Annotated in this window: 22 protein-coding genes and 2 pseudogenes; 9 read left to right on the forward strand and 15 right to left on the reverse strand. The window is 60.2% G+C overall.

Going from position 1 to position 20,237, the window contains the following annotated elements:
- Positions 1-191: 191 nt before the first annotated feature.
- The 4 genes from rpmI to pheT all read left to right on the forward strand — a co-directional run bounded on the left by rpmI (position 192) and on the right by pheT (position 4,510).
- Positions 192-395, forward strand: a complete 204-nt coding sequence (rpmI, locus tag J3O30_RS01350; protein WP_003544621.1) for a 50S ribosomal protein L35 — start codon at positions 192-194, stop codon at positions 393-395.
- 38 nt (positions 396-433) lie between these two features.
- Positions 434-838 carry a 50S ribosomal protein L20 gene (gene rplT / locus J3O30_RS01355; RefSeq protein WP_003555927.1) on the forward strand — a complete coding sequence of 135 codons (405 nt, stop codon included), beginning with the start codon at positions 434-436 and terminating at the stop codon, positions 836-838.
- A 149-nt stretch (positions 839-987) separates the two neighbouring features.
- The gene (gene pheS / locus J3O30_RS01360) at positions 988-2,070 is read left to right on the forward strand and encodes a phenylalanine--tRNA ligase subunit alpha (RefSeq protein WP_207582539.1); all 1,083 of its coding nucleotides are present in this window, start codon (positions 988-990) and stop codon (positions 2,068-2,070) included.
- 16 nt (positions 2,071-2,086) lie between these two features.
- The gene (pheT, locus tag J3O30_RS01365) at positions 2,087-4,510 is read left to right on the forward strand and encodes a phenylalanine--tRNA ligase subunit beta (protein ID WP_207582540.1); all 2,424 of its coding nucleotides are present in this window, start codon (positions 2,087-2,089) and stop codon (positions 4,508-4,510) included.
- A 52-nt stretch (positions 4,511-4,562) separates the two neighbouring features.
- On the opposite strand, the gene J3O30_RS01370 is transcribed toward pheT, so the two are convergent.
- Together J3O30_RS01370 and J3O30_RS01375 are read right to left on the reverse strand one after the other, a co-directional pair.
- Entirely contained in the window at positions 4,563-4,922 is a 360-nt protein-coding gene (locus J3O30_RS01370) for a nuclear transport factor 2 family protein (RefSeq protein ID WP_003583630.1), read from the reverse strand.
- Positions 4,923-5,022: 100 nt separating this feature from the next.
- On the reverse strand, positions 5,023-6,018 hold the full coding sequence (locus J3O30_RS01375; RefSeq protein ID WP_207582541.1) for an aldo/keto reductase: 996 nt from the start codon (positions 6,016-6,018) through the stop codon (positions 5,023-5,025).
- 122 nt (positions 6,019-6,140) lie between these two features.
- Between J3O30_RS01375 and J3O30_RS01380 the strand changes: the two genes are divergently transcribed.
- Entirely contained in the window at positions 6,141-7,028 is an 888-nt protein-coding gene (locus tag J3O30_RS01380) for a LysR family transcriptional regulator (protein WP_207582542.1), read from the forward strand.
- A gap of 49 nt (positions 7,029-7,077) precedes the next feature.
- Here J3O30_RS01380 and J3O30_RS01385 read toward each other — a convergent pair whose 3' ends face one another.
- Positions 7,078-7,575, reverse strand: coding sequence for a ferritin-like domain-containing protein (locus J3O30_RS01385; protein ID WP_007633960.1), 498 nt, complete (start codon positions 7,573-7,575; stop codon positions 7,078-7,080).
- 147 nt (positions 7,576-7,722) lie between these two features.
- Here J3O30_RS01385 and J3O30_RS01390 point away from each other — a divergent pair, with 147 nt between their 5' ends.
- Entirely contained in the window at positions 7,723-8,340 is a 618-nt protein-coding gene (locus J3O30_RS01390) for a hypothetical protein (protein WP_207582543.1), read from the forward strand.
- On the opposite strand, the pseudogene J3O30_RS01395 reads toward J3O30_RS01390, so the two are convergent.
- The 8 genes and pseudogenes from J3O30_RS01395 to J3O30_RS01430 form a co-directional block, all read right to left on the reverse strand.
- Positions 8,330-8,440: pseudogene (locus tag J3O30_RS01395) on the reverse strand (GNAT family N-acetyltransferase); the annotation flags it as partial. The gene J3O30_RS01390 and the pseudogene J3O30_RS01395 overlap by 11 nt on opposite strands.
- Positions 8,435-8,718, reverse strand: a pseudogene (locus tag J3O30_RS01400) (IS6 family transposase); the annotation flags it as partial. The pseudogenes J3O30_RS01400 and J3O30_RS01395, both read right to left, overlap by 6 nt.
- 51 nt (positions 8,719-8,769) lie before the next feature.
- Positions 8,770-9,648: an SDR family oxidoreductase gene (locus J3O30_RS01405; RefSeq protein ID WP_207582544.1), complete on the reverse strand. Its 879-nt coding sequence runs from the start codon at positions 9,646-9,648 to the stop codon at positions 8,770-8,772.
- On the reverse strand, positions 9,645-10,430 hold the full coding sequence (locus J3O30_RS01410) for a hypothetical protein (RefSeq protein ID WP_207582545.1): 786 nt from the start codon (positions 10,428-10,430) through the stop codon (positions 9,645-9,647). The genes J3O30_RS01405 and J3O30_RS01410 overlap by 4 nt, the downstream gene beginning before the upstream one ends.
- A gap of 10 nt (positions 10,431-10,440) precedes the next feature.
- Positions 10,441-11,034 (reverse strand): protein-S-isoprenylcysteine O-methyltransferase, encoded by a 594-nt coding sequence (locus J3O30_RS01415; RefSeq protein ID WP_207582546.1) that lies wholly within the window; start codon positions 11,032-11,034, stop codon positions 10,441-10,443.
- A 207-nt stretch (positions 11,035-11,241) separates the two neighbouring features.
- On the reverse strand, positions 11,242-11,823 hold the full coding sequence (locus J3O30_RS01420) for a hypothetical protein (protein WP_207582547.1): 582 nt from the start codon (positions 11,821-11,823) through the stop codon (positions 11,242-11,244).
- A gap of 141 nt (positions 11,824-11,964) precedes the next feature.
- Positions 11,965-12,087 carry an ABC transporter gene (locus J3O30_RS01425; RefSeq protein WP_207582548.1) on the reverse strand — a complete coding sequence of 41 codons (123 nt, stop codon included), beginning with the start codon at positions 12,085-12,087 and terminating at the stop codon, positions 11,965-11,967.
- Positions 12,088-12,267: 180 nt separating this feature from the next.
- The gene (locus J3O30_RS01430) at positions 12,268-12,858 is read right to left on the reverse strand and encodes a L,D-transpeptidase (RefSeq protein WP_207582549.1); all 591 of its coding nucleotides are present in this window, start codon (positions 12,856-12,858) and stop codon (positions 12,268-12,270) included.
- A 298-nt stretch (positions 12,859-13,156) separates the two neighbouring features.
- Between J3O30_RS01430 and J3O30_RS01435 the strand changes: the two genes are divergently transcribed.
- Complete coding sequence (locus tag J3O30_RS01435) at positions 13,157-13,909, forward strand: glucose 1-dehydrogenase (protein ID WP_207582550.1); 753 nt, start codon at positions 13,157-13,159, stop codon at positions 13,907-13,909.
- Positions 13,910-14,180: 271 nt separating this feature from the next.
- Here the strand turns inward: J3O30_RS01435 and J3O30_RS01440 are convergent, their stop codons facing one another.
- Entirely contained in the window at positions 14,181-14,624 is a 444-nt protein-coding gene (locus tag J3O30_RS01440; RefSeq protein WP_207582551.1) for a GNAT family N-acetyltransferase, read from the reverse strand.
- A 12-nt stretch (positions 14,625-14,636) separates the two neighbouring features.
- Positions 14,637-15,584 carry an aldo/keto reductase gene (locus J3O30_RS01445; RefSeq protein ID WP_207582552.1) on the reverse strand — a complete coding sequence of 316 codons (948 nt, stop codon included), beginning with the start codon at positions 15,582-15,584 and terminating at the stop codon, positions 14,637-14,639.
- A 179-nt stretch (positions 15,585-15,763) separates the two neighbouring features.
- Here J3O30_RS01445 and J3O30_RS01450 point away from each other — a divergent pair, with 179 nt between their 5' ends.
- Positions 15,764-16,750, forward strand: coding sequence for a Gfo/Idh/MocA family oxidoreductase (locus J3O30_RS01450; RefSeq protein ID WP_207582553.1), 987 nt, complete (start codon positions 15,764-15,766; stop codon positions 16,748-16,750).
- Positions 16,751-16,842: 92 nt separating this feature from the next.
- On the opposite strand, the gene J3O30_RS01455 is transcribed toward J3O30_RS01450, so the two are convergent.
- Both J3O30_RS01455 and J3O30_RS01460 read right to left on the reverse strand, forming a co-directional pair.
- Positions 16,843-17,220: a GtrA family protein gene (locus J3O30_RS01455; protein ID WP_207582554.1), complete on the reverse strand. Its 378-nt coding sequence runs from the start codon at positions 17,218-17,220 to the stop codon at positions 16,843-16,845.
- The gene (locus J3O30_RS01460; RefSeq protein ID WP_207582555.1) at positions 17,217-18,224 is read right to left on the reverse strand and encodes a glycosyltransferase; all 1,008 of its coding nucleotides are present in this window, start codon (positions 18,222-18,224) and stop codon (positions 17,217-17,219) included. The genes J3O30_RS01455 and J3O30_RS01460 overlap by 4 nt, the downstream gene beginning before the upstream one ends.
- A gap of 159 nt (positions 18,225-18,383) precedes the next feature.
- Here J3O30_RS01460 and J3O30_RS01465 point away from each other — a divergent pair, with 159 nt between their 5' ends.
- The gene (locus J3O30_RS01465; protein WP_207582556.1) at positions 18,384-20,228 is read left to right on the forward strand and encodes a hypothetical protein; all 1,845 of its coding nucleotides are present in this window, start codon (positions 18,384-18,386) and stop codon (positions 20,226-20,228) included.
- The last annotated feature ends 9 nt before the right edge of the window (positions 20,229-20,237 follow it).

The raw sequence follows: 20,237 nt of genomic DNA on the forward strand, positions 1-20,237 counted from the left end.
TTATAAGCGCGCGTCCGAACTGACCGGCAGGGCATGCCGTGGCAGTTTCGAATGCTTGCGGAACGGTTCGTCGCCGATGCCGCAGATCAACAACAAACGCTCCCGCACCTTGTTGCGACGGCCGGAGAACCGGACTTCGCGAGAAGGGCTTTTTTGATGAAGCGCGCAGGGAGGACAGAAGGAGTAGCAAAATGCCCAAGATGAAGACGAAGTCCTCTGCCAAGAAGCGGTTCAAGATCACCGCAACCGGCAAGGTCAAGGCTGCCGCTGCCGGCAAGCGCCATGGCATGATCAAGCGTTCCAACAAGTTCATTCGCGATGCACGTGGCACCATGGTTCTCGCAGAACCGGATGGCCGCAAGGTTATCAAGAATTACCTGCCGAACGGTCTCTGAGACTCGTCCGCGAACGCTAGATTTAAGGAGATCATGATATGGCACGTGTAAAAAGAGGCGTCACCTCTCACGCCAAGCACAAGAAGGTTCTGAAGGCCGCAAAGGGCTTTTACGGCCGTCGCAAGAACACCATCCGGACTGCCAAGGCTGCTGTCGATCGTTCGAAGCAGTACGCTTACCGCGACCGCAAGGTCAACAAGCGTAACTTCCGTGCGCTCTGGATCCAGCGCATCAACGCCGCTGTCCGGGAATTCGGCCTGACCTACGGCCGCTTCATCGACGGCCTGACCAAGGCTGGCATCGAAGTCGACCGCAAGGTTCTCTCCGACATGGCAATCCACGAGCCGGAAGCATTCGGCGCGCTGGTCAGCGCCGCCAAGAAGGCTCTTGAGTACCTCAAGGAAGCCGGCACGGCGAACGAGTTTGAAGGCGCGGTCAAGTAACCAGCGCTTCCCAAGCTTTGAATTTTTGATTTTGGGAAACCCGCGCTGGTTTGGGCTAGCGCGGGTTTTTCTTTCTTTATATCCCTTGCGCCGGCCGGCGCCGCCTGCCTCCCGATCGCCCGCCTGATACTGGACGGAAAGAAGTGACAATGTCAGATATCGACCAGCTCAACGCATCGCTGCTCGCCGAAATCGCCGCCGCCGATGACGAGGCGGCCCTCGAGGCCGTGCGCGTTTCCGCCCTCGGCAAGAAGGGCTCCGTCTCCGAACTGTTGAAGACGCTCGGCGCCATGACGCCGGAGGAGCGCCAGACCAAGGGCGCGGCGATCAACGTTTTGAAGAATGCGGTGACCGAGGCGCTCGCCGCCCGCAAAACGACGCTCCGCCAAGAGGCGATCAATGCGCGGCTGAAGGCCGAGACGGTCGATGTCAGCCTGCCGGTGCGCTCTTCGCCTGCCGAGCGCGGCCGCATCCATCCGATCAGCCAGATCGTCGACGAGATCACCGCGATCTTCGCCGACATGGGCTTCTCGATCGCCGAAGGTCCCGACATCGAGACCGACTATTACAATTTCACCGCGCTGAATTTCCCCGAAGGCCACCCGGCCCGCGAGATGCACGACACCTTCTTCTTCCATCCGGACGAGAATGGTGAGCGCAAGGTGCTGCGCACCCATACCTCGCCGGTGCAGGTGCGCACCATGGAGGCGCAGAAACCGCCGATCCGCATCATCATCCCCGGCAAGACCTACCGCCAGGACAGCGACGCCACGCACTCGCCGATGTTCCATCAGGTCGAGGGTCTGGTCGTCGACAAGAAGGCCAATGTCGCCAACATCCGCTGGGTGCTCGAGGAATTCTGCAAGACCTTCTTCGAGGTCGACAGCGTGACGATGCGTTTCCGCCCGTCTTTCTTTCCCTTCACCGAGCCCTCTTTCGAGGTCGATATCCAGTGCGACCGCTCCGGCCCGATCGTCAAGTTCGGAGAAGGCACCGACTGGATGGAGATCCTCGGCTGCGGCATGGTCCATCCGAACGTGCTGCGTTACGGCGGGCTCGATCCGGACGAGTATCAGGGTTTTGCCTGGGGCATGGGCCTCGACCGCATCGCCATGCTGAAATACGGCATGCCCGACCTGCGCGACTTCTTCAACGCCGACGTCCGCTGGATGACGCATTACGGCTTCCGCCCGCTCGACATGCCGACGCTGTTCGGCGGCCTCAGCGCTTGAACGGAGAATTGGGACGATGAAATTCACGCTCTCCTGGCTGAAAGAGCATCTGGAAACGGATGCCGGCCTCGATGAAATCTGCACGCGCCTGACCGAGATCGGGCTGGAGGTCGAGGATGTCGACGACAAGGCGGCGTTCAAGCCCTTCGTCATCGCCAGAGTTGTCTCGGCGGAAAAACATCCTCAGGCCGATCGCCTGAAGGTGCTGATGGTCGATACCGGGGCCGGCACGCCGGTCCAGGTCGTCTGCGGCGCGCCGAATGCGCGCGCCGGCCTCGTCGGCGCCTTTGCCGCTCCCGGCACCTATGTCCCCGGTATCGATGTGACGCTTGCCGTCGGCAATATCCGCGGCGTCGAAAGCCATGGCATGATGTGCTCCGAAAAGGAGCTGCAGATCTCCGACAGTCACGACGGCATCATCGATCTGCCTGAAGATGCGCCGGTCGGAAAGAGTTATGCCGCCTATGCCAATCTCGACGACCCGGTCATCGAGATCAACCTGACGCCCAACCGGCCGGATTGCACGTCGATCCACGGCATTGCCCGCGATCTTGCCGCCTCCGGCCTCGGTACGCTGAAGACCCGGCCGGCGCCATCCTTCGCCGTCGACGGCGAGACGCCGGTGAAGCTGACGCTCGATCTCGACGATCAGAAGCTCTGCCCGGGCTTTGCGCTGCGCTTGGTGCGCGGCGTCAGGAACGGCCCGAGCCCGCGCTGGATGCAGCAGCGGCTGATCGCCATCGGCCTGCGTCCGATCAATGCGCTGGTTGATATCACCAACTACATGACCTTCGATCAGGGCCGGCCGATGCACGTCTTCGACGCTGCCAAGGTCAAGGGCAACCTCACCGTCCGCCGCGCCGCCGAAGGCGAGACCGTGCTGGCGCTCGATCAACGTGAATACAAGCTCGGCCCGAACAATGTCGTCATCTCCGATGAAGACGGCATCGAATCGATCGGCGGCATCATGGGCGGCGAACATTCCGGCTGCGACGAGAACACCGTCGACGTGCTGATCGAATCCGCCCTCTGGGACCCGATGAACATCGCCAAATCAGGCCGTAGCCTCGGCATCATCACCGATGCCCGCTACCGCTTCGAACGCGGCGTCGATCCGGACTACATGGTTCCCGGTCTCGAACGCACGACGGAACTGGTGCTGGAACTCTGCGGCGGCACGGCCGCCAGGGCCGAGGTCGTCGGCTATAAGGGTTACGAACCAAAGATCGTCGATTTCCCTTATTCTGAGGTCAAGCGGCTGACGGGGCTCGAAGTCTCGGATGAAGAAAGCAACAGCATTCTGACCCGCCTCGGCTTCACGGTCTCCGGTTCCGGCGAGCGTGTCTCCGTCGCCGTTCCCTCCTGGCGTCCCGATGTCGATGGCAAGGCCGATCTCGTCGAGGAGGTCATGCGCATCCACGGCGTCGACAATATCAAGCCGGCGCCGCTGGAAAGCCATGCGGCGGTCAACGGCAAGATCCTGACGACGCTGCAGATCCGCACCCGCATCGCCAAGCGGGCGCTTGCTTCGCGCGGCATGCTCGAAGCCGTCACCTGGTCCTTCATTCCGGAAGATCAGGCCAAACTCTTCGGCGGCGGGGCGGCAGCCCTCAAGCTTGCCAACCCGATCGCCGCCGAAATGTCGGATATGCGCCCTTCGCTGCTGCCGGGCCTGCTGACGGCAGCCCAGCGCAATGCCGACAAGGGTTATGCCGACGTCGCCCTCTTCGAAGTCTCCGGCACCTATGAGAATGACAGGCCGGACGGCCAGCGCCGCGTTGCCGGCGGCATCCGCCGCGGCACGGCCTCGCTTGCCGGCGCCGGTCGCGCCTGGTCGAATGCCGCCAAGGGCGGCGGCAAGCCGGTCGATGTCTTCGATGCCAAGGCCGATGTGCTCGCCGTTATCGAAGCCTGCGGCCTGCCGATGGGCAATGTCCAGATCGAGCAGGGTGGACCGGATTGGTACCATCCCGGCCGCTCCGGCACCGTCAAGATGGGGCCGAAGGTGGTACTTGGCTATTTCGGCGAATTCCATCCGCTGACCTTGGAAGCGCTCGATGTCTCCGGCGCGCTCTGCGGTTTCGAGGTCTATCTTGATGCGATGGCCGAGCCGAAGAAGAAGGCGACTCGCACCAAGCCGGCGCTCGATCTATCGCCTTTCCAGGCGGTCAAGCGGGATTTCGCCTTCGTCGTGGACAAGACGGTGGAATCAGGCGCGGTCATCAAGGCTGCGACAAGCGCCGACCGCAAGCTGGTCACCGGCGTCAATGTCTTCGATATCTTCGAAGGCGCGTCGGTCGGCGAGGGCAAGAAGTCGGTGGCGATCGAGGTTCAGATCCAGCCGGTCGAGCGTACGCTGACGGATGAAGATTTCGAGACACTGACGCAGAAGATCATCGCCAGCGTGATGAAATTCACCGGCGGCGTCCTCAGGAGCTGATCCTGCCGGCTTTGCCGAGACAATGGGACCGGTCGTTAAGCGGCCGGTCTTTTCACGTATGAAGGTGGTAGAGCTTGCTGACGATTGTCCAGCGGCCTTCGATCTTCAGCAGCGAGAGATAATCGGTGAAGCGCATTCCGGCGAAATCGTCGGTAACCTTGACGCTCGCCGCATCGCCCTCGACATCGACGCTTTGGATATCCATGAACGGCTGCGTTCCGGGCGGGGCAGGCTCCTCCGCCAGGATTGCGGCGATGAACTCGTCCCGCGTCAGCCATTCGACGGCATTCTGATAATAGCCGATGATTGAGCTTTTCGGGTGAAAGGCCTTTTTCAAGGCTGCCTCATTGGCGAAGGCCATGCCTTCGACATAGAGATGAACCGTCTGTTCGACTGCTTGCCTGTCCGACATGTTTTCATCCCGTTTGGTGGGATGGCGGTAGATAGTTTCGCCAGCCGCCAAGGCAAGCCCGGCCGGTTGCATCAGGCCGGGCTTTGGTTTCAGTAAGGGTTCAGAGGTTCGTCATCGCAAGCGAGGCATCCGAATAACGCTTGCCGGCCACCTTCCCTACGGGGATTGCATGGCCAAGCTCTTCAAGCTCAGCCGCACTCAGCACGATATCGGCAGCGACAGCATTCTGTTCGAGGTGGTGAAGCTTGCGGGCGCCGGGGATCGGCACGATGTTGTCGCCCTGGCTCAACACCCAGGCTAGCGCCAGCTGTGCGGCGGTCACGCCTTTGTCGGCAGCAAGCCGCTCGAGCGTTGCGACGAGTGCCGCGTTGGCGTCGAAATTCTCCGCCTGGAAACGCGGAACCTGCCGGCGGAAATCGTCGGCGGCGAGATCGTCGACCTTGCGGATCGCGCCCGTGAGGAACCCGCGGCCGAGCGGGCTGTAGGGCACGAAGCCGATACCGAGTTCGCGGCAGGTGGCAAGCACATCCTCCTCGGGATCGCGCGTCCAAAGCGAATATTCGCTCTGCAGTGCTGCGATCGGATGCACCGCATGGGCGCGGCGGATGGTGGCGCTGCCGGCTTCGGAGAGGCCGAGGGCGCGGACCTTACCCTCCTTCACCAGCTCGGCCATGACGCCGACGGTGTCCTCGATCGGCACATTGGGATCGACGCGGTGCTGGTAGAAGAGGTCGATGGTCTCGATCCCCAGGCGCTTCAGCGAGGCCTCGGCGACCGCTCTGACATGCTCCGGGCGGCTGTCGACGCCGGTGATGGCGGCAGTGCCCGCCTGGCTGGTATCGATCTTGAAGCCGAACTTGGTGGCGATCACCGCCCGGTCGCGAAACGGTTTCAGCGCCTTGCCGAGAAGAACCTCGTTGGTGAAGGGACCGTAGACTTCGGCGGTGTCGAAAAAGGTGACGCCGAGATCGATGGCGCGATGAAGGGTCCTGATCGATTCTGCCTCGTCGCTGGCGCCATAGGCAAAGCTCATGCCCATGCAGCCAAGGCCGACGGCAGAGACGGTGAGATCATTTCCGAGTTTTCGGGTTTTCATGCTACGCTCCTTTTGAGCTGAACCGCTTTTGGGGGTTTGTGCGGTACGAACAGACCATATTCCTGCCGTATCGCTCAGAAAATACATGCAATTTATAACGGGTTGTTCTATCTGTTCGATCAATGAATCGAACACAGCTCGCACAACTTGCCGTTCTCGCAGCCGTCTCCGAGCATCGCAGCTTCCGGGCCGCTGCCAAGGAACTCCTCGTTGCGCCCTCGGCCGTCAGCCATGCGATCTCGAGCCTCGAGGAGAGCCTGGGTGTCAGACTCTTGGCGCGCACCACCCGCAGCGTCGCGCCGACGGAAGAGGGCCGCCTGCTTCTCGAACGGCTTCGCCCGGCGCTCGAGGAGATCGGCATTGCTTTGGAGGCGGTCCGCGATACGCGTGCCAGGCCTGCCGGAAACCTGCGCATCACCGCGCCGCGCTTTGCCTCCGATCTCCTGCTCGCCCCGCGCCTCGGCGACTTTCTCAACCTCTATCCCGATATCACCCTGGAGATCGCCAATGAGGACGGCTTCACCGATATCGTCAAGGAGGGGTTCGATGCCGGCATAAGGCTGGAGGAGAGCCTGGAAGCCGATATGATCGCGGTCAAGGTCTCGCCCGATCTGACGACGGTGATTGCCGCTTCGCCCGATTATTTCAAGCGCTTTCCGAAGCCGCAGCATCCGCGCGATCTCGTCGGCCACCGCTGCATCAAGCGGCGCTTTACCAACGGCTCAATCTATCGCTGGGAGTTTGAAAAAGATGGGCAGGAACTGGTCGTTTCCGTCGACGGGCCATTGATCGTCAGCGAGGACCGGCTGGCCCTGCTTGCGGCGCTGAACGGCGCTGGCCTTGCCTATCTGTTCGACATGCGGGTGGATGCCGAGCTGGCAAGCGGCAGCCTCGTGCGGGTACTGGAGGATTGGTGCGCGCCCTATTCCGGGGCGTTTCTCTATTATCCCACCCGCCGGCAGATGCGGCCGGCACTGCGCGCCTTCATCGATTTCTTCAAATATGTTTAGGAAGATGCGGGCGACCGGCAAGAGACCTGCCGCCCGTTCTGTTCATCCGTCAGGCAGCCTTTGCCTTCTGGTTCGCCGCCGTGGTGGCGAGCTGGGAAAGGGTCTTGTCGGTCGCCGTTTCCTCCTGCAGCGTCTGGTCGAGCAGGCGGACGGCATCCTTGAGGCCGAGTGTCGCCGCCCAGGTTTTCAGCGTGCCGTAACGGGCGATTTCATAATGCTCGACGGCCTGGGCAGCAGAGATCAGACCGGCATCGAGGGCTGATGTGCCCTTGAATTCCTCCATGATTTCCTCGCCCTCGGCGATAATGCCCTGGATCGCCTCGCAGGTCTTGCCCTGAGCGCGTTTGCCGATCAGTTCGAAAACCTGCTGCAGGCGCTCGACCTGGCCTTCGGTTTCCTCGCGATGCTTTTCGAAGCCCGCCTTCAGTTCGGAAGACTGGGCGGCGCGCGCCATCTTCGGCAGGGCGCGCAAGATCTGCCGTTCGGCAAAATAGATGTCCTTGAGCGTATCGTAGAAGAGATCTTCCAACGTCTTTTCCTTGGCCATTTTCTCGATCCTTGTTCTGGGAAAGGCCGCGAACGCGGCGACACATTAAGAAGCGAGGATCGCGCAAATTGTTCCCGGTCGATTTCGGGTGGACTGGAAATCTGCTCCGGGCGATCATTCCTGCTGTCGATGGAGAAAGATAAAGTCATGCGTAAGCCGGGTTCGATGAAGGGTCTGGAGGATCTTGGCCGCGTACGGCTGTCGCAGAATTTTTTCTTCCGCGATTTCCTGCATTCTGAAATTGCCGATTTCTACCGCATTCCCAACATCCCCGAGGATCCCGATCTGGCGATCGAGGTGGGCAGGAGGCTCTGCGAGGAATTGCTGGAGCCGCTGGAAGCAACCTTCGGGCGCCTGCATATCCGCTCCGGCTATCGTTCGCCCGCGGTAAACCGGTTCGGCAACGAGAACGATCTGAACTGCTCGACCAATGCTACCACCGCCGCGCATCACATCTGGGATATGCGGGACTTCGACGGCTGCATGGGTGCCGCGGTCTGCATTGCCGTGCCGTGGATGCTCGACCACTACAACAATGAAAGCGACTGGCAACGGCTCGCCTGGTGGATCCACGACCACCTGCCTTATGCCTCACTTTGTTTCTTCCCGAAGCTCTGGGCCTTCAATATCCAATGGCACGAACGGCCGAAACGGGTGATTCAGAGTTATATCAGCCCGCGCGGCATACTCACCAAACCGGGCATGGCGAACTGGGAGGGCGATCACGCCGCTTTCTACCAAGATTTTCCCAGACTCAAAAGCTGATGCGGTAGCGGATGTGGCCGTCGCTCTCAACATAGCTGTCGTAGAGCGCCCGGGCTGTCTTGTTCTGCTCGCTCGTATGCCAGTAGAGCCGCGCCCAGCCCTTGCCCTTGATGGAAACGACTATTTCGCCGAGATGCCACTTGTCGGCAAAACTTCCCACCGCCGCCGGATGGAGCGGGCATAGTCTCGGCGGAACTTGGCGGCCCACTCCGCGACAGTCTGGAACGAGACTTCAATGCCGCGCTCCGCCCGCAGATCTTCTACATGACGCAGGCTCAACGGAAAGCGGAAATGCAGCCAAACCGCATGCGCTATAATCTCCGCGGGAAAACGATGACGCTTATACCTGGGTGTCGTAATAGGCGGGTTCGGGCTCATGCCCTTGCCGATGTCGAGGGAACAAAAAAGTGATGGCGCCCTACGTGACTCTTATCGACGGCCGCGATGAAACGTTGTCCACCCGCCGCCGCAGCATTTCTTGAACTTTTCCCCGGAACCACAAGGACATGGATCATTTGTTCGGCGTTGCATTCTGCTGACCAAAGGCAGCAAGACGGTCGAGGGCAAGAGCGCCGCCGCAAAAACGGCCAGTTTAGAGGAGGTACCAGGTACGACGAGGCGCCGCCCGGACCTGAAGCCGCGCCAGGCTCGTTCGGCCACATAGTCCGCGTCCAGCTTCGGGAGAACCTTGAAGAGCGTCGACCGGCCAGCGCCGGATCGCTCCAGAAACTCTGTCGATACAGGTCCTGGAGCGACACATGTCACTGTCACGCCGGTGCCGCGCAACTCTTGATGAAGTGCTTCCGAAAAGGAGCGCACGAAGCCTTTGCTGGCGTAATACAACGCCATATTCGGCCCAGGAAGGAAGCTTGCCACTGAGCCAAGATTGATTACGCCGCCGCGCCGCCGCGCCGCCATTTCCGGCAAGAAGCGAAGGGTCAGATCGCTTAATGCGCGTATGTTGACATCGATAATTCCGAGTTGGTCGTCGATAGGCAATAAGGTCGCGGCGCCGCGCAAGCCATAACCGGCGCTATTGACGAGGACATCGCAGAACAAGGCATTTATCGACAGGAAATTTTGCAGACGCGTCGATGTATCTGTGGCCAAGAGATCCATTTCCAGCACGAAAGCCTCGCCCCCCGCCTCCCGCACGTCTGCCGCCGCCGATATGAGGCCCTCAATCGAACGCGCAACAAGAACAATTGCGGCACGCTCGCGTGCGGCAACTTTGGCGATGGCCCGCCCGATGCCGCGCGATGCACCGACAACAACGATGGCTGGACGGAGCACGATTTGTAGGCTCATGTCGCGGTTCTCAATGCTGTCGTGCCAGGGGTGGCTCCTGTCTGAGCGAGACCCTTCAATTCCCCCGTGACTTCGCCATTCAGTATGTTTTCCAACCGATCCAGCGCTCGTGCAACATTTGCACCGTCCATGACCCTGTGGTCGTAATGGATGCGCACGGTTACAGTCCCATCATCGTCTATTGGGCCGTAGTTGAGAAGCGTGGTTAGCGGCGTAAGGGGGTTGAGGGATTCTGCCCCGAGGCCAGAGTAGACGGAGAATTGGAAAGTGCCAAAAAAACGCGGCCGCTGCCGACCGAGATTCAGTCCAAGCCACATCACAAGCCACCTGATGGGGCCGGGAAGGTGTGCAAACTTCAATATGCGCCGGAATTCCTTGACCTCCATGACAGGGCGGGACCTTGCCGCCTCGATCAAGGTCTGAAGCTCAGTGATGGATCTCTTCTCGGGAGCCCTGATCAGGCTCAGTAGAACGATCCGCTCGCCTTCATGTTCACGTTCGTGGGCAATGGACGCCACATTTCCTGAATATTCATAAAGTCGCGGTGTCGGAAACTTGACATAAGCGCGGCGCAGGTCCGGCAATTCCTGTGCGAGAAGTGCATATGCCTTTAAGAAGAGAACGGTCCATGACGGCCTGACTGGCTGTGCTGTTCTGGCCGCCAGGAGCGCGCTGATATTCATCTTCCGCTGCACCGTGACGCGCGGCACACCGATCGAGAATTTCATCAGATCGCCGACAAGGCGTCGCGATGCGGAGAGTTTAATGGCTCGACCTCGCATGGGGCCACCTCTAGTAGAGATAAGGAATAATTCGTTTTGTCTTGTCCATGTAGGCTTGATACTCGGGACCGAAAACGTCCAGCATCATACGCTCCTCTTTGTCTACTCTGAGGAAAAAGAGGATCCCGGCGCCGAGCAGCCCCGCTAGTCCCGCCACCCAGTTCGACAGGAGGAAGGCTTGGCCAAGTCCCATGAGCAGAAATGATGTGTACATCGGATGGCGGACAAGGGCATAGGGTCCTTGAGAGATGAGTTTGTGCTTTTCGCGGATCTCCAGCGTTATCGACCAATTCTTGCCGAGGGCCTTGTGGGTCCTACGGAAAACCCACATCGCACAGACGAGAAGTATCGCACCAAGTGCCACGGCCCACAGATGGGGCGGGTAGTCGGCAGCGAGGGGAAATCCGGTTGCAACATAGATCGCTGGTATGATGGAGAGGCCAAGAAGGCCAGCGGCAAGTCCTACTGCCTCCGAAGGCGTGCGGCGGTCGCTAACAACCTGCAAGCGCTTGGCGCGGCGCGCATGAGGACGGCGAATGATCGCCCAGACGACGACCCCGAGGACCCAGATGACCTTACCTGCAGTAGCGATCGATAGGTACAAATCAGGTCACCAAAGCCTTTCCGCACTGGCCGGCGTTTGCCGGTTTACCAACGTACATTCATGAGTCGACCTACCTTAGAGCATGTCTCGCAAAAGTGTGCCGCGGTTTTGCGATAAAGACATGGTAAAAACAAAGACCTAAAGCGTGACAAGCGACTCTGAAAGATCGCGACACGCTTTAGCTTCTTGGTCAAATCCAATATGCCCTCAACCGGTATTCATCTCGCGAAGCTTCGTAATGAATTGTTGCGGCCTCAGCCAAATGCCGGGCGCCTTGTATCCCATGTGACGTGCAATGTCCGCCACGAATGCATTGCAGTTGTAGACCGTTGCTTCCCAGAGACGGGAACTTGCCTGTTGTTTGCGGATGAAGCGAACAGTGTCTTCGTACTCGCCGTCCGATAGCATGACTCTCCAGCTTGCCGACCGGTACGCCTCTTCCAGATCACCGTCGGTCGCTCCGGTTGTTGCTGAAACCGGCACGAAATGGCCCAAGACGTAGGCTCCGGGATCGGTCGAGGCCGGGGCGAGGCCGGCGACCTGCGGATCAACCATGTTTCCGTTCTTGTCCGTGCGCCCAAAGACAACATAGGTGTGTCCATAGCTGAGCGCATATCGCGAACGGAACTCGAGGAAATACCGATTTGAATTTTCGTTGGCCGAGATGGTTGTTCGGCCATTGGCATCGGACGTGAAACGCGGCTGCTGGGCTTTGTCTTTGGTCTGGCATGACACGACGGCAATCGCCATCAGGATTACAAGCGGCAGACAACCTCTTGCAAGCGTCATCAATGCACTCCTCTCACCTGCCTCGGTTCGCACGGGGGGTGAATGCTCATATGAACGCGGCTCCGGGGATAGCCCGGTGCTGGCGACTTAAGTTGTGAGGAGGACCGAACTCGACCCTCGTCACAAATCGAGGGATGGTCGCTACTTATATACTTGAGCAGCAGCCGGTGGCGGTGCCTTGCCTTTTCCTTTGCCAATCATTCCGCAGGCGGTGAGATTGGCAACAGCAAGCACAGAGATGATCACGATTAGAATTCTGCTCATCAAGAAGTCCTCTCCTTAGAATCGGCATCACTTATCGTAGGCAACGTCGATAATAGTAGCGTCAACTTACGTAAAGGCTAGTGCAGAAAGAACACAATCTGAGCGCATCCTAGGCTTTTGCTGCCTGCGCAGCGGGAAAATGGGTCGGCTGCCTGCCGATTCGAGCGAGGAATGCCGCCGCTAGATCACTAGGACTCTGGTTCCCACATGGGTGCGCCCATAGAGATCCACAATGTTGGGGTTGGTGAGTCGGACGCATCCGTTCGACACTGCCTGACCAATCGACCACGGCGCGTTCGTTCCATGTAGACGAAACAGGGTGTCTTTTCCGTCCTGATAGAGATAGAGGGCGGCCGCACCTAACGGATTTCCTGGTCCGCCTGGGACGCCTTCAGCGTATTGGCCGAGGCGCGGCTTACGCGCGATCATGTCGGCGGTCGGTGTCCACGACGGCCATTCTGCCTTGCGACCTACCGTGGCTTGGCCCTTGAAACTCAATCCTTCCTGTCCAACCGCGACGCCGTAGCGTGTTGCCTGACCTCCCGCCTCGACGAAATAGAGATATCGGCTGGCGGTATCGACGACGATGGTGCCGGGCGGCTCATCACCACTATAGCTCACTGTTTGCCGCCGGTAGCGGGTATCACGATCCGGGTTCCGCCCAAGGGCGTAATACCCAAATGGCGGCCCGTCCTCGGTAGTACATCCGGACATTATCAGAGCCAGACTTCCCAGAAGAATTCCCCGGCGCGTAACGTGACTTTCGTCCATTTTCATCTGCCAACGCGATTGATCAGCCCACCCTTGTATTTAACATCGCCGCGCTTTTTGGCAAACGCTCTTGCATCAGTGCTTATAGAGCAACGGAAAACGGGGAACTCGCATGCTATGATATCCGTCAAATGCCGGGCATTTTCCTGCGGAGTTTTGGGGTCGACGCAGGCAGAGTCGTTGTGGTCCACCGATCGGCACCTTCAATGAGTGGTTGTTAGATGAGGATTTGTTTAAAATTCTTGCATGCACGACCCGCCTCTGTTCGATTAGGATCGAGTAAAACTGGGGGGCGGGAATGGAGCTTGGCTTCGACGGAAAAGTTGCGATTGTGACAGGTGGGGGGTCGGGGATTGGCGCTGCGATTTCGCGACAACTTGCTCTTGAGGGGGCAGAGGTCATCGTCGCGGATATTGATGCCGATAGTGCCGACCGCGTTGCTACTGATATACGGACGCAGGGAGGGAAGGCTGTCGATTTCGCCGTCGATGTCACCATCGCCGATGCGGTCGAGCGGTTGGTTGAGTTTGCCGTCCAGAAATGTGGTGGCCTCCACCTAGCGGTGAACAATGCAGGGCTGACTGGCGTCCGGACCGCTACCGCGGATTACCCGCTCGACCAATGGCGCAAGTTGATGAGCGTCAATCTGGACGGTACATTCTATTGCATGAAATATGAGATTGCCGCCATGCTGCAAGCCGGCGTAGGCGGGGCCATCGTAAACATGTCCTCCATTCTCGGTTCCGTTGCATTGCCACTGGCATCGGCCTATACCGCGGCTAAGCACGGGGTCATCGGCCTCACGAAGGCCGCTGCGATCGAGTACGCGCGTATGGGTATTCGGATCAATGCAGTTGCCCCCGGCTGGATCGAAACGCCGATTCTGTGTGAGCCTGTGACAAGCACTCGGAGATTGAACTCGTTGCAGCCAATGGGCCGGCGTGGATCGCCCGATGAAGTGGCGGCTCTCGTATGTTTTCTCCTTTCGGAACAGGCAAGCTTCATTACTGGAAGCTGTCATATGGTCGACGGGGCCTACACCGCTCACTAATGCATGTCGCCGGGAAGTGTGCAGCGGTTCCCGGAAAACGACATGCATAAAAACAAAGAGCTAAAGCGCGTCGAATGAATCAAGTTACATGCGACGCGCTTTAGCCACCGAGGGGTAGCGTCGCCGCATGAAGCGGGCCCATCGTGGGCATCCTTTACCCAAGGCGACGCTACCATTCAGAGTTATATCAGCCCGCGCGGCATCCCGACCAAACCGGGCATGGCGAACTGGGAGGGCGATCACGCCGCTTTCTACTAAGGTTTTCCCAGACTCAAAAGCTGATGCGGTAGCGGATATGGCCGTCGCTCTCGACATAGCTGTCGTAGAGCGCCCGGGCCGTCTTGTTCTGTTCGCTCGTATGCCAATAGAGCCGCGACCAGCCCTTGGCCTTGCAGGTGGCGACGAGGTCGTCCATCAGCGCCCGCCCGACCCCTTTGCCGCGTGCATCGCGATCGACAAACAGGTCTTCGAGATAGCAGTCCCTGCCGCGGATCCATGTGCCCTCATGGGTGAGATAGAGCGCAAAGCCCATGATCCTGCCATCGACCTCGGCGACCCGCATGGCGATCGCCGACGCCGGATCGAAAACCCGGCGCCAAGTGGAATCGGTGATATCGGCATCGACCGTGACTTCGTAAAAGGCGAGGTAGGCCGCCCAAAGTTCGCGCCAGCGGCTCTCGTCCTCGGCGCGGGCATCGCGGATCGTCACGGTCATGGGCTCTTTCTTTCAGTTCCCGGCTTGATCGAGCAGGGCCATTGCGTCATCGGAAAGCTGAAGTGTCGCCGATTTCGCCAGGCTTTCAAGCTGCGAAAGGCTGGTGGCGCTGGCGATCGGCGCCGTCACGCCTTTCTTGCGCAGCAGCCAGGCGAGCGAAATTTCGGCGGGCTTGGCGCCGGTCTCGGCAGAAACCGTGTCGAGCGCGGCAAGAATGCGCAGACCCTTGTCGTCGAAATAGGTCGAAACCCGGCCCTCGCGGGCGCGGCCCTGCGTATCGGCCTTGCTGCGGTATTTGCCGGTGAGGAAGCCGGCAGCCAGGCTGAAATAGGTGATGACGCCGATGTCCTCTTCAACGCAGAGATCGGCGAGCGGCCCCTCGAAGCTTGCGCGCTCATAAAGATTATATTCCGGCTGCACCACATCGTAACGGGGCAGGCCGGCCTTTTCGGCAGCGTCGAAGGAGGCCTGCAGCAGCGTCGCATCATAGTTCGAGCAGCCGATGGCGCGGATCTTGCCCTGCTGCTTCAGCTTGGCATAGGCGCCGAGTGTTTCCTCGTGCGGCGTATCGGCATCCGGCCAGTGCGACAGATAGAGGTCGATATAGTCAGTCTGCAGCCGGCGCAGCGAATCCTCGACCGCCTTGAGGATATAGCTCTCCTTCAGTGTCTTTCCCTGCCCCATGTCCGAGCCGACCTTGGTAACGATGACCGCCTGGTCGCGGGAAACCTTGGCCTGCTTCAGCCAGCGCCCGATGATCTCCTCGGAATCGCCGCCCTTGTTGCCCGGGACCCATGCGGAATAGACATCCGCCGTATCGATCGTGTTCAGGCCAGCGTCGAAGAAGGCGTCGAGAATGGCGAAGGATGCTTTCTCGTCGGCCGTCCAGCCGAAGACATTGCCGCCGATGACGATCGGCGCGACCGAAAGACCCGTTTTTCCAAGCCGGCGCATTTCCATGACGCTCTCCAATATGGTGATGTGTTTGAAATCGTGGACACGGCAGAACGCCGCCTTGCAGCAACCTAGCGCATTCCGGGCATCCGGGAAGGCAAACTTCCGTGATTTCAGCCCGCACCATTGCGCCGTGGCTAAGGCCTGAATATGGTTCGCGGAAATCTGTTTGGGAGGTTTGGATCATGCTGCGTTTTGGTATCATTTCAACGGCGAAGATCGGCCGTGACAATGTCGTTCCGGCAATCCAGGACGCGGAAAATTGCGTCGTCACGGCGATTGCTAGCCGTGATCTCACGCGCGCAAGGGAGATGGCCGACCGCTTCTCCGTGCCGCATGCCTTCGGCTCCTACGAGGAGATGCTGGCCTCCGACCTCATCGACGCCGTCTATATCCCGCTGCCTACCTCGCAGCATATCGAATGGTCGATCAAATCAGCCGATGCCGGCAAACACGTGCTTTGCGAAAAGCCCCTAGCGCTGAAGGCCGATGACATCGACGATCTGATTGCCGCCCGCGACCGCAACCGGGTGGTGGTCACCGAAGCCTATATGATCACCTATTCGCCGGTCTGGCAGAAGGTGCGCGCGTTGATCGACGAGGGCGCGATCGGTACGCTCCGGCATGTGCAGGGCGCCTTCACCTATTTCAACCGCGATCCCGCCAACATGCGCAACGTTCCCGAACTCGGCGGCGGCGGCCTTCCCGATATCGGTGTCTATCCCGTGATGGGCACGCGTTTTTCCACCGGCAAGGAGCCGCTCTGGATCCAGGCGATCACCGAGCGTGATCCGGATTTCGGCACCGATATCTATTCGAGCGTCAAGGCCGATTTCGGCGATTTCGAGCTGAGCTTCTATATCTCGACGCAGATGGCCAACCGTCAGGTCATGGTCTTCCACGGCACCGAAGGTTACATCGAGGTCAAGTCGCCGTTCAACGCCAATCGCTGGGGGCCTGAGGAAATCGAGCTTGCCGATCGCAGCCACAATGAATCACGCATCTTCCGCTTCCAGGACAGCCGTCAATACAAGCGGCAGGTCGAAGCCTTCGCCCGGGCGGTGAAAGGTGGCAAGGAGGAGATCGTCACGCTCGAAAATTCGAAATTGAACCAAAAGGTGATCGACGCGATCTACCGCGCCAGCGAGAAAGACGGCTGGGAAGCCGTCTAGCGCATAATCCTTTCCGAAAATCGGAAGCGATTATGCGCCAATTTAAAGTGTTAGAGCGTCCTTTGCGCGTCCAGTGACGCGCGGCGCTCTAATCATTCGGCGCGGAAGACGAAGCGCGAATAGCCGAAGAAGCTGAAGACCATCGAGGCGATGCTGGCGACCACCATGGCCGCAAGCGGCTGAAGTGCCGGCAGCGAAAGCAGAAGTGCGGAATAAAGCCCGTAATTGACGAGCGCTGCCGTTACCCCGACCGAGCCATAGCGGAAGCCTTCGGCGGCCAGCGACCGGCTGGACCGGTCGAAGGTGAAGCTCCGATTGAAAATCCAGGTCACCGCCATTGCAGCCGCGATCGCCACGAGCCGCGCCAGAAACGGCCCGAGCGGCGTCAGATGCAGCAGCGCCGACAGCACGCCGGCATCGACGAGGAAGCCGATGCCGCCCGCGATCGCGAAACGGATGAGCTTTCTCATGCCGCATCCGCCTTGCGGGCGCGGGCGCGCGATACCGGCCCTGCTTCGCCGAGCGGCGCTTTGACGGCGCTCGGCGTTTCCAGGCTCATATAATGGATACGAAGCTGTTCGGCGCGGGCGCGGGCAACCGAATCCAGGATGACGCCGGCGGTAAAAAGCATGAAGGAGATCATCATCAGCGCTGTCGACAGCACCCAGGTCGGCATGCGGCTGACGAGACCCGTCTGGAAATATTCCGCCAGCACCGGCGCCATGAAGCCGAGGCTCGTCAGCATGAAGATGGCACTGATCGCGCTGAAGAAGGCGAAGGGCCGGGTTTCCTTCATCAGCATCGCGAACATCCAGAGGATCTTGGCGCCGTCGCGAAATGTCGAAAGCTTCGAGTGCGAGCCTTCCGGCCGGCGGCCATAGTCGAGTTCGAGTTCGCTGACCGGAAGCTTCAGCCGCGAGGCATGCACGGACATCTCGGTTTCGATTTCGAAGCCGCCCGATACCGCTGGGAAGCTCTTGACGAAGCGGCGCGAGAAAGCGCGGTAGCCGGAAAAGATATCGGTGAAGTCGGGGCCGAAGATCGTCCGGTAGAGCAGGTTGAAAAGCCGGTTGCCGAGCGCATGGCCTTGACGGCCGGCATCGGCACGAACGCCGCGCCGGGTTCCCACAACCATGTCGGCGCGCTCGGTCAGCAGTGTGCGCACCAGCTCTTCGGCATCGCTAGGCGCGTAAGTGCCGTCGCCGTCGGCGATGATGTAGATATCGGCGTCGATGTCGGCGAACATGCGGCGTACGACGTGGCCCTTGCCTTGGCGTCGCTCGCGCACGACATGCGCGCCGGCAAGCATCGCCTGCAGCGCGGTGCCGTCGGTGGAATTATTGTCGTAGACGTGGATCGCAGCATCCGGCAGCGTCGCGCGGAAACCCCGCACGACCGCGCCGATCGTCGCGGCTTCATTATAACAGGGAAGCAGGACGGCAATATTGGGATTATCGGTACGCGATCGGGCCATGACTCTACTCGTTACACTGAAAGCCGCACTCAGCCTAAATCACCCGCCGTTAATAAGACCCTATGACGCAGGCAAAATCGGCACTTCCGCAAACGGCTTTACACTTTCTTGATCGGCGATCGCTAAGCTTCGGCCATCTGAAACGAAGCGCTAACCACGATGAACGCTGTGCAGCCGATCGCCAATGCCTCCTCCGTGACCACTGCTCCAAGGGGAGGGCTGAGCAGGTTGCTCATGCGCCTCTGGCCAACCGTCATTATCTATAGCGTCATCCTCGCCTCTATCCTCCTTGTCACCAAGCTCTCCAACGCTACCGATTACGTCGGTCCCGACAATGACGACGGAATGCGTCTCATCGAGGTTCGCGATCTTCTCGCCGGGCAAGGCTGGTTCGATCTGATGCAATACCGCCTCGGCCTCGAGGGCGGCACGCTGATGCACTGGTCGAGGCTGATCGATTTGCCGATCGCTTCGCTGATCTGGTTCTTCGGCCTGTTTGCGCCCCACGAGACCGCCGAGGCGCTGGCGCTCGCCGTCTGGCCGGTATCGCTCGTCCTGCCCGCCATGCTCGCCATGGCCGTTGCCGGACGGCGTATCGGCGGTGTTGCCGGCATGCATCTCAGTCTCGCCATGACCGGCCTTGCGATTTACACCGGCAGCCGTTTCGCGCCGGGCGCCATCGATCATCACAATGCGCAGCTGGGACTTGTCGCGACGATGGTGGCGATGCTTCTGGATCCGCAGCGCCGCGGCTGGAGCTATGCGGTCGCCGGCATCGCCGCAGCGGTCGCCATCGCCATCGGCGCCGAGACGACGCCTTTCGTCGCCGCCGTCTGTCTGACCGTCGCTTTGCTCTGGGCATGGGAGGGGCAGATTTTCGCTGTTGCCGCGGGGGCCTTCGGCCTGGCGCTGGCGATTGCCATCAGCATCCTCTTTGTCGCAACGGTGCCGCCCCGGCTCTATTCGATGGTTACCTGCGACAATCTCTCGCTCGGTTATTACAGCCTGGCGGCGATCGGCGGCGGGCTGATGCTGTTTTCGGCAGTCTTTGCCAGCCGCCTGCGTCGCTCCCTGCGCTTTGCCGCGCTTGGCCTCGTCGGTGCCGGCGTTCTCGGTTCGGCGATGGTGATTGCGCCGCAATGCCTGAGTGATCCGCTGGCCGGTCTCGATCCGATGCTGGTCGAACTCTGGCTGAGGAACGTGTCGGAAGCGCAGTCGGCCTTCGTGCTCGCGCGCACCGATCCCTTCTCGATCGGTGCCTTCTATGCGGCCGGCCTGTTCGGCATGGCCGTCTGCATCTTCCGTATCGTTCGGCGCGACCGCATGCAGATCCATCTGGTGCTGCTCTTCCTGCTCGCCACCAGCTGGGCGATCGCGCTGGTCCAGGTGCGCGGCGCGACGTTCTCAAACCTGCTCTCCATTCTGCCGCTTGCGCTGCTGATCATCGATATCAGGCGGATCTCCAACAGCGACAGCGACAATGTTGCCGCCGCCTTCGTCTATATCGTGACGGTGCTCGCCAGCGTTCCGGCGGCCTGGGCGGTCGCCGGCGGACTTGTCTCGCTGCAGATGGACAATGGCGCGCAGAAGAAGGCGGCGGCGGCAAAGGTGCTTTCCTGTACCTCGAAAGAGGCACTGGCGCCGCTTGCCGGGCTGCCGGACGGGCTGATCTCAGCACCGTCGCAGATGGGCGTTCCGATCCTTCGCTTTACGAAAAACCGGGTTCTTTCGGCGCCATATCATCGCAATCAGGGCGGCATGCTGACGGAACTGCATATCGGCCTGGCGGAGCCGCAGGAGGCGGAAGCCTTCCTGAAGGGCGCGGGGGTGACGGTGCTTGGCTTCTGCCCCAATGACCCGCAGACGCGCGAGATTGCCAAGCTGAAACCGGATGGCCTTTATGCCGAGCTCGGCAAGGGCAATATCCCGCCTTATCTGGAGCCGCTTCCGAAGGCAGCGGAGGTGGGCGTTCAGTTCTTTCGCTATCGGCCGGTGGCGAACTGACGCCGGCAG

Origin of the sequence: Rhizobium sp. NZLR1, from assembly GCF_017357385.1 — a bacterium.
GTDB lineage: Bacteria > Pseudomonadota > Alphaproteobacteria > Rhizobiales > Rhizobiaceae > Rhizobium.